Raw genomic sequence first — 6713 nt, 5'->3', positions numbered from 1 at the left:
GAAACCCCGGGTCAGTTCTGGGTGGAAATCAACACGCTACGGGGTCAGTTTTCCATGCCTGTTCACACACTGGCCTCGGCGCGCAGAAGCGCGTAGGAGTCCGCCGCTCCCCGCAGGTCAGGATCGCCGACGACCACGAGCAGGCGGCTCGCGTTCAGCGCTGCGGCATCGTCGAGCAGGTCGAGCACCCGAGCGATGCGGAAATCGGTATCAAGGCGCACCATCTCGACATCGAACACGGTGCATCCACTCGACGCGAGCGCGCGACGGAGCCCTTGAAGCGTACCGGCATCGCTCCGAATGGACTGGGTCTCGCCACCCGGGAAGGCCGGGGCGAGACGAAGGCCGAGCGCTTCATAGCCCGTTTGCGCAGCGATCCCGATCGCTCTCTCGATTGTATGATGATCAAGGGTCAGGTATGATAATGACAGCTTCATATGATTGATATCTCAGAATCATGTAATATGACCGCTGGCGCCTGCCCGACTTTCGCGCGGGTCGGCAGTGACGACAGACAACGGGCAGAACAGGACAGGCCGACGTGACCGGGAAAACGTTCGTAATGCATGACGAAGGGGGCAGCATTGCCGAGAAGGTCCTGCGCCGGATCCGCTTCGACATCATCACCAACACGCTTAAGCCGGGGGATCGCCTGCGGCTCGAGCGGCTGCGCGAGATCTATGGCGCCAGCGTCAGCACCCTGCGCGAAATCCTCAACCGGCTCGTGGCCGAGAGCTTCGTCGTCGCCGAAGGCAATCGCGGCTTTGGTGTCGCGCAGATCAGCCAGGCAGACCTGCGCGACGTCTGCGAGATGCGTCTGCTTCTGGAGTGTCATGCGCTGCGCCGCTCGATCGCCGTCGGCTCGCTCGAGTGGGAGGCCCATGTTGTCTCCTGCCATCACAAGCTGCATTCGGTCGAAAGCCAGCTGATCGGCGGCGACGAGGCGCTGGTGATGAAATGGGTGCAATACGACTGGGACTTCCATCACGCCACGGTGATGGCCTGCGACATGCCGGCGCTCAATGCCACCCACTCCAACATCTTTGACCGCTACATGCGTTACCATCTCCACGTGCTTGATTTTCGCGGCCGTCCGGCTGCGGAAGAGCACGCGCGACTGCGCGACCTCGTCGTGGGGCGCGACGCCGAAGCGTCGGTTGCCTTGCTGACCTCTCATGTCACCGCCGGCATGGAACACATCATCTCAAGCGGCAAGATCCCCGCCTAAGGATCACGCCGCCTCCCGTTCAGCGGCCATCTCCAGCAGGAGTTTCACCGCGTAGCCGTAGCCGCGTGTTCCGGCACCGGCCATCACCGCTGTGGCCACGCCGGACACCAGCGAGGTGTGGTACATCTTCTCGCGGCGATGAACATTGGTGATGTGATACTCGATCAGCGGATGCGGATACATCTTCAGCGCGTCCATGATCGCCATCGAATAAAACGTAAAGGCGGCGGGGTTGATAAGCAGCGCGCAGGAGTCGTCGATCGCCTCGTGGATCCACTCGATCATCCGCTCTTCGGAATTGGTCTGACGAAACACCAGACCGGCCTCGCCTGCGGCTTTCGTGCAGTTCTCTTCCACCTCGGCGAGCGTGACATGGCCGTAAATCTCCGGCTCGCGCTTGCCGAGGCGGTTGAGGTTCGGACCGTTCAGCACATAGACAGGTTTCTTCATCTTATTTTATCCGTTGTATCCGAAGAGGCGCGGCAGCCAGAGCGACAGGTCCGGGACCAGCGTGATGAGCGCCAGCGCCACGAGAAGGGCCAGAAGGAAGGGCAGGATTTCGCGGATGATCCGGCTCAGCGAGCAGCCCGAAATAGTGGTCATTACGAAAAGCAGAAGCCCGTAGGGCGGCGTCACCAGCCCCAGCATGATGTTGACCACGCAGACGATCCCGAAGTGAACGAGGTCGATGCCAAGCGCGTTCGCGGTGGGAATGAAGACCGGCACGATGACCAGCAGGATCGTGGTGCCCTCAAGCAGGCAGCCTAGAACCAGCAGGATCAGGTTGACCATCAACAAGAAGGCGATCGGCGACAGCTCGAACCCGGCAAGCCAAGTGCTGAGCGACGCCGGAATGTTCTCGACCGTGACGACGTAATTGAACACCAGAGCCCCGGCAATGAGCATGCCAATCGAAGCCGTCGTGCGGGCGCTGGAAAGGACAGAGCTGTAGACCGAGCCGAACGAGACGCTGCGATAGAGGATCGCGGAGACCAGCAGCGCGTAGAGCGCCGCGACCGCCGCTGCCTCGGTCGGTGTGGTTGCCCCGCCATAGATGCCGCCAAGCAGCACGACGGGCATCATCAGCGCGGGCAGCGCGTCGAGGGTGATCTTGGGCAGGTCGCGCAGGGGCACCGGTTTCTCCACCGGGAATTGCCGGCGCCGCGCGCTGAGCACGATGATCCCGGCCTGCACCAGCCCCATCAGGATACCCGGCACGACACCGGCGAGGAACAGGTAGCCGATCGAGGCATCCGACACGAGCGCGTAGATCACCATCGGGATCGACGGCGGAATGATCGGGCCGATCACCGCGGTCGAGGCGGTGAGCGCGGCTGCAAAGGCCGCCGGATACTTGCCCCCCTCGGTCATCATGCGCTGCATCATCTTGCCCGAGCCGGCTGCATCGGCGATCGCCGAGCCGGACATGCCTGCGAAGATGATCGACTGCGCGACGTTGACCAGCGCAAGCCCGCCGGGGAAGCGGCCGATGAACGCATTGCAGAATGCCAGCAGGCGCAGCGTGATATTCCCGGAGTTCATCAGCTCGGCGGCCAGGATGAAAAGCGGCACGGCGAGCAGGATATAGCTCGAGAACATGCCGTTGAGCAGCTGCTCGGCGGCGATCCCCATGTCCTGCCCGCTGAGCATCAGGTAGAGGATCGACGAGGCGATCATCGCGTGGCCGACTGGCAAGCCGAGCAGCGCCAGCAGCACGATGGAAAGAACAGAGGCGGTGAATGGATCGATCATTGGTCCCCCTCCGCACCGGCAGATCGGGCTCCCTCCACGTCTCGTCCCCGCAGCGTCGCCAGCAGCAGCCACGCGTAGCGCAGCAGCGTCGCCACCGCAAAGATCACGTAGATCGAGAACACCCAGTCGTAGCGGATGTCGAGGTAGGAGGTTTCCTGGATCTTCATGAATGTCACGAAGTCCCAGACCGCCGGCAGCGAATAACCATAGAGAAACAGCAGCGCGGCACAGGCCAAGAAGCTCATCACCCGCCGCGCCTTGGGTCCGACGTTGGAAAGCAGGAAATCGAAGCGGATTTCCTCGCGTTCTTTCAGCACAAAAGACGCCCCCCAGAGCACCAGCCACAGCCACATGATGACGGTCAGCTCGGAGGCTCCCCCGACGGGCAAGTTCAGCAGATAGCGAAACGCCACCTGCACGATGAAGGCGACGAACATCACCGCCAGCATGAGCGCAGCAATGTTCTCTGCCCTGCGCCGAAGCCAGAGCCCGATTGCGGTCAGTCTTTCCAAGGTCTCACCTTTCGGGTGCCGCACCCGTTTGGGGTGCGGCATTGGTGGGGGGCAGCCGGTCAGAGGCTGTTGATGCGCTCGAGCATGCCCTCGGGCCAGTCCGCCGAGAGCTCGGAGTCGAGGTACATCTGCTGCGCGTAGCTGCGGAAGGCGTCGACATCGGGGGTTGAGATCTTCAGCCCCTGCTCCTTGAAGAATTCGGCGAGTTCGGCCTCGCGGGCGAGGTGCTGCTCCGCGCTCCAGGCGATCGCCTCGTCGGCAGCGGCCTGGAATGTGGCGCGCTGCTCGTCAGTGAAGCCATTCCAGACCTCGGCCGAAATCACCAGAAGATCGTAGCCGACAAGGTGCGAAGTCATGACGATCTGGTCCATCACCTCATAGAACTTCATGTTCTCGACGTTCGGCAGCGGGTTGTCCTGGCCGTCGATCGCGCCGGTCTGCAGGCCGGTGTAGACCTCCGCATAGGCCATCGGCGTCGGGTTCGCGCCAAGCGCCTTGCCAAGGAACTGCCAGGCATCGCCGCCCGGCATACGCAGCTTCACCCCGCTCATGTCCTCGGGAGTGTTGATTTCCTTGTCGATCCTGAGACCGACCTGCCGCGTGCCGAAGTAGGTCGGGCCAAGGATGTGGATCCCGAGTCGCTCTTCCGCCAAGGCCACCATCTCGGCCCCCGCATCGCTCGCGAAGAAGGCATTCAAATGGTCGACGTCGCGGAACAGATAAGCCGAGGTCAGGATCGAGAATTCCTTGATCTGAGTCGCGATGTCCTGAGGCGCGATGTTGCCCATCTCGAGGTTGCCGCGCTGGATCGCGATAATCTCGGTGGTCTGCTTGAACAGGTTTCCGCCGTAGAAAAGCTCGATGTCTGCAAAGTCCGACACCGAGGCGGCGAGCTTCTTCATCATCTCGGCGCGGATGTCCTGCTCTGAGAACACGGCAGAAAAGCGAAGTTTTGCAGCATCCTGCGCGAAGGCAGGCAGGCCCGCGCCCAGTGCCAGGCCGCCAGCAGCGATGGCCCCAAGAAAAGTTCTGCGGTTGGTCATTCGTTCCTCCCATTTGATACCATACGATTCTCCGATCATATGATGATCCTAAAATCATACGTCGAAACAGCGCGACGCGTAAACCCCGGTGTCCCCCCGCTGCCTTGAAACTGAAGGCCCCGTCTGGCGATCAGCATCGAACGAATGGGAAGATGCGAGGAACCCTTGGCGATCATGCGCCCCAGACCACCTGCGCGCGGTGTCGGCCTTCGATCCAGCGGAAGCCCGCAACAGAAAAGGCCGGCCCCTACGGGCCGGCCTTATGCTGTTGCGATCCGCCGTGTGCCCGGCCGATCAGCCCTGCGGCAGCGCGTAGGCGATCAGGTAGTCGCCGCGATCGGCGGACTGGCGGGCGCCGCCGGCCGAGATCACGATGTACTGCCGGCCGTCCTTCTGGCTGACGTAGGAAATCGGCGTGCCTTGCGAGCCGACGGGCATGCGTGCCTTCCAGACCTCCTTGCCGGTCGCGCTGTCGAAAGCGCGCAGGTAGTAGTCCTGCGTCGCGGCGAAGAACACGAGCCCGCCCTGGGTGCTGAGCGAGCCGCCGATGGTGGGCATGCCCACCGGCATCGGCAGATGCATCTTCATGCCGAAGAGCACGGTGTCCTGCACGGTGCCGAGCGGCGCCTCCCAGGCCACCTTCTGGGTGTCCATGTCGATCGCGGTCAGTGTACCGAACGGCGGCTCCTGGCAGGGAATGCCGAGCGGCGACAGGAAGCGGTTCTTGTTCACCGAATAGGGCGTGCCCTTCAGCGGCACGCCGCCCATCACGGTGTTGACCGCTTCGGAGCCGTTCGAGGCCGCCGCCTCGGGATCCTGCTCCATCATGTGCACCCAGAGGCCGAGACGCATGTCGTTGACGAAGACGGTGTTGGCCGTAGGGTCATACGAAAGGCCACCCCAGTTCATGCCGCCAAGCGAACCGGGGAAGGACAGCGAGTAGTCCGTGTCCGGCGCGGTGAAGAGCCCCTCATAGCGGTAGCCCTTGAAGATCACCCGGCACATCAGCTGGTCGAAAGGGGTTGCGCCCCACATATCGGCCTCGGTCAGGTGCTGCGCGCCGATCTGCGGCATGCCCACCGATTTCGGCTGGGTCGGGGAGTACTTCTCGCCGGGGATGGTCGCCGGTTTCACCGGCACTTCCTCGACCTCGGTCAGCGGCTCGCCGGTGACCCGGTCGAGCACGAAAATCTGACCGGCCTTGGTGCCGAAGACCAGCGCGGGCGTGCCCTTGAAATCGATCAGCGTCGGCTGCATCGGTACGTCGAAATCCCACAGGTCGTGGTGCACGGTCTGGTAGACCCACTTCTCGTCGCCGGTGGTGGCATCGAGGGCGAGGATCGAGGCGCCGTACTTCTCGTCTTCCGGGGTACGCTCAACGCCCCAGAGGTCGATGGCGGCGTTGCCGACCGGCATGAACACGGTGTTGGAGGCCGCGTCATAGGTCATCGGCGCCCAGACGTTCGGGGTAGAGCGGGTATAGGCAGTGCCCTCTGCAGGGGCATCACGATCCCCGGGATTGCCCGGATCGAAGGCCCATTTCATCTCGCCGGTGATCACGTCGAAGCCGCGCATCACGCCGCCCGGCATGTCGAGCGCCACGTTGTCGGCCACACGGCCCCCCACGACGACGGTCGAGCCCGCCAGCGTCGGCGGCGAGGTCAGCGAATAGAGCGGCGATTGCGCGGCGCCGAGGCCTTCTTTCAGGTCGACGGTGCCACCGTTGCCGAAGTCTTCGCAGAGCGCGCCAGTCTCGGCGTCGAGCGCCACGAGCACCGCGTCGATGGTGTCCATGAAGATGCGGCGCTGGCAGGCGGCGTCGTCGGAGAGATCCACCGGGCTAACCGGCGTCGCGCCCGGCAGCGTCGGCTGCGGCAGCGGCACTGCGGCGTCGAAATAGGCAAGGCCGCGGCAGCGCACCCAGGTGCGCGTCTCGGTCGGGAAGTCATGGCGCCAGTTCTCGGTCCCCGAGGTGGCGTCAATCGAGATCACCGTGTTGTTCGGCGAGCAGAAGAAGAGGTCATCGCCCACCTGAAGCGGCGTGCCCTGATCCTCGGCGCCACCGCCGCCGGGGCTGACCGGGGTGTCGCCGGTGCGGAAGGTCCATGCGGCCTCCAGCTCGCCGACGTGGTCCGGCGGGGTCTGCGGAGGCGCGGCAAAACGGCTCTGACCGCCAGT

The 6713-nt window shown here is 63.6% G+C and carries 7 protein-coding genes; 1 reads left to right on the top strand and 6 read right to left on the bottom strand.

Features of this window, described 5'->3' with window-relative positions:
- Positions 1-62: 62 nt before the first annotated feature.
- The gene (locus ACN0Q0_RS17225; protein WP_417244442.1) at positions 63-437 is read right to left on the bottom strand and encodes a hypothetical protein; all 375 of its coding nucleotides are present in this window, start codon (positions 435-437) and stop codon (positions 63-65) included.
- A gap of 104 nt (positions 438-541) precedes the next feature.
- Between ACN0Q0_RS17225 and ACN0Q0_RS17220 the strand changes: the two genes are divergently transcribed.
- Positions 542-1228, top strand: a complete 687-nt coding sequence (locus tag ACN0Q0_RS17220) for a GntR family transcriptional regulator (RefSeq protein ID WP_343504747.1) — start codon at positions 542-544, stop codon at positions 1226-1228.
- Between the two features lie 3 nt (positions 1229-1231).
- On the opposite strand, the gene ACN0Q0_RS17215 is transcribed toward ACN0Q0_RS17220, so the two are convergent.
- The 5 genes from ACN0Q0_RS17215 to ACN0Q0_RS17195 all read right to left on the bottom strand — a co-directional run.
- The gene (locus ACN0Q0_RS17215) at positions 1232-1678 is read right to left on the bottom strand and encodes a type II 3-dehydroquinate dehydratase (RefSeq protein WP_164195884.1); all 447 of its coding nucleotides are present in this window, start codon (positions 1676-1678) and stop codon (positions 1232-1234) included.
- Positions 1679-1684: 6 nt separating this feature from the next.
- Positions 1685-2980, bottom strand: coding sequence for a TRAP transporter large permease (locus tag ACN0Q0_RS17210; RefSeq protein ID WP_164195882.1), 1296 nt, complete (start codon positions 2978-2980; stop codon positions 1685-1687).
- On the bottom strand, positions 2977-3492 hold the full coding sequence (locus tag ACN0Q0_RS17205) for a TRAP transporter small permease (protein ID WP_343504746.1): 516 nt from the start codon (positions 3490-3492) through the stop codon (positions 2977-2979). The genes ACN0Q0_RS17210 and ACN0Q0_RS17205 overlap by 4 nt, the downstream gene beginning before the upstream one ends.
- Before the next feature lie 59 nt (positions 3493-3551).
- Positions 3552-4535, bottom strand: coding sequence for a TRAP transporter substrate-binding protein DctP (gene dctP, locus ACN0Q0_RS17200; protein WP_343504745.1), 984 nt, complete (start codon positions 4533-4535; stop codon positions 3552-3554).
- A gap of 294 nt (positions 4536-4829) precedes the next feature.
- Positions 4830-6713: membrane-bound PQQ-dependent dehydrogenase, glucose/quinate/shikimate family (locus tag ACN0Q0_RS17195; protein WP_417244441.1), on the bottom strand; the 1884-nt coding region annotated here is incomplete at its 5' end.

It is taken from the genome of Celeribacter sp., from assembly GCF_048259695.1.
Classification (GTDB): Bacteria; Pseudomonadota; Alphaproteobacteria; order Rhodobacterales; family Rhodobacteraceae; genus Celeribacter.
This window is presented reverse-complemented; position numbering and strand designations above follow the sequence as displayed.

What these genes read in the sequence shown, in the direction of transcription:
- ACN0Q0_RS17225 (WP_417244442.1), bottom strand. Translation starts at nt 437, where the DNA reads ATGAAGCTGTCATTATCATACCTGACCCTTGATCATCATACAATCGAG.
- ACN0Q0_RS17215 (WP_164195884.1), bottom strand. Translation starts at nt 1,678, where the DNA reads ATGAAGAAACCTGTCTATGTGCTGAACGGTCCGAACCTCAACCGCCTC.
- ACN0Q0_RS17210 (WP_164195882.1), bottom strand. Translation starts at nt 2,980, where the DNA reads ATGATCGATCCATTCACCGCCTCTGTTCTTTCCATCGTGCTGCTGGCG.
- dctP (WP_343504745.1), bottom strand. Translation starts at nt 4,535, where the DNA reads ATGACCAACCGCAGAACTTTTCTTGGGGCCATCGCTGCTGGCGGCCTG.